Source organism: Azoarcus taiwanensis (assembly GCF_012910885.1).
Taxonomy (GTDB): Bacteria; Pseudomonadota; Gammaproteobacteria; order Burkholderiales; family Rhodocyclaceae; genus Azoarcus_F; species Azoarcus_F taiwanensis.
In genome coordinates this window covers 1-415 of record NZ_WTVM01000313.1, presented here as the reverse complement: position 1 = coordinate 415, position 415 = coordinate 1, and the positions used below count along the sequence as shown (strand labels likewise).

Genomic DNA, 415 nt, shown 5'->3' with positions numbered 1-415 from the left:
CCCGTCGAACACGCTGGCCAGCTTGACTTCGCTACCGGAGGCCAGCTTCACCCCCAGCGACGGCGCGTCCGATTCGGGCTCGGCCCGGTAGTCCACCGCAAACGCCTTGAGCCAGCGCGCCAGGGGCAAATCGTCGGTGCCTTCGACCGCTCGCCGTAACCACTGCGCGAGCTTCTTGCCATCACCGCTGCCTGCCTCTGCCGCGATCTCGGCCACCAGCTCAAAGATGCCCTCTTCCTCGACCCCAACACCGGTCTGCCCGTGTCGCTGCCACAGGGCGCGCATCACATCGTCCAGGCTGCGACGGCCCTTGCTCGCCTCGCGCAACTGCAGGTCGAGCGCGAGCGCCACCAACGAGCCCTTGGCGTAATAGCTGACGATGGCGTTCGGTGCGTTCTCGTCCTGGCGGTAATAC

At 66.7% G+C, this 415-nt stretch carries 1 pseudogene; it reads right to left on the bottom strand.

The window, feature by feature from the left end:
- A pseudogene (locus tag GPA21_RS20500) lies at positions 1-415 on the bottom strand (M61 family metallopeptidase); the annotation flags it as partial.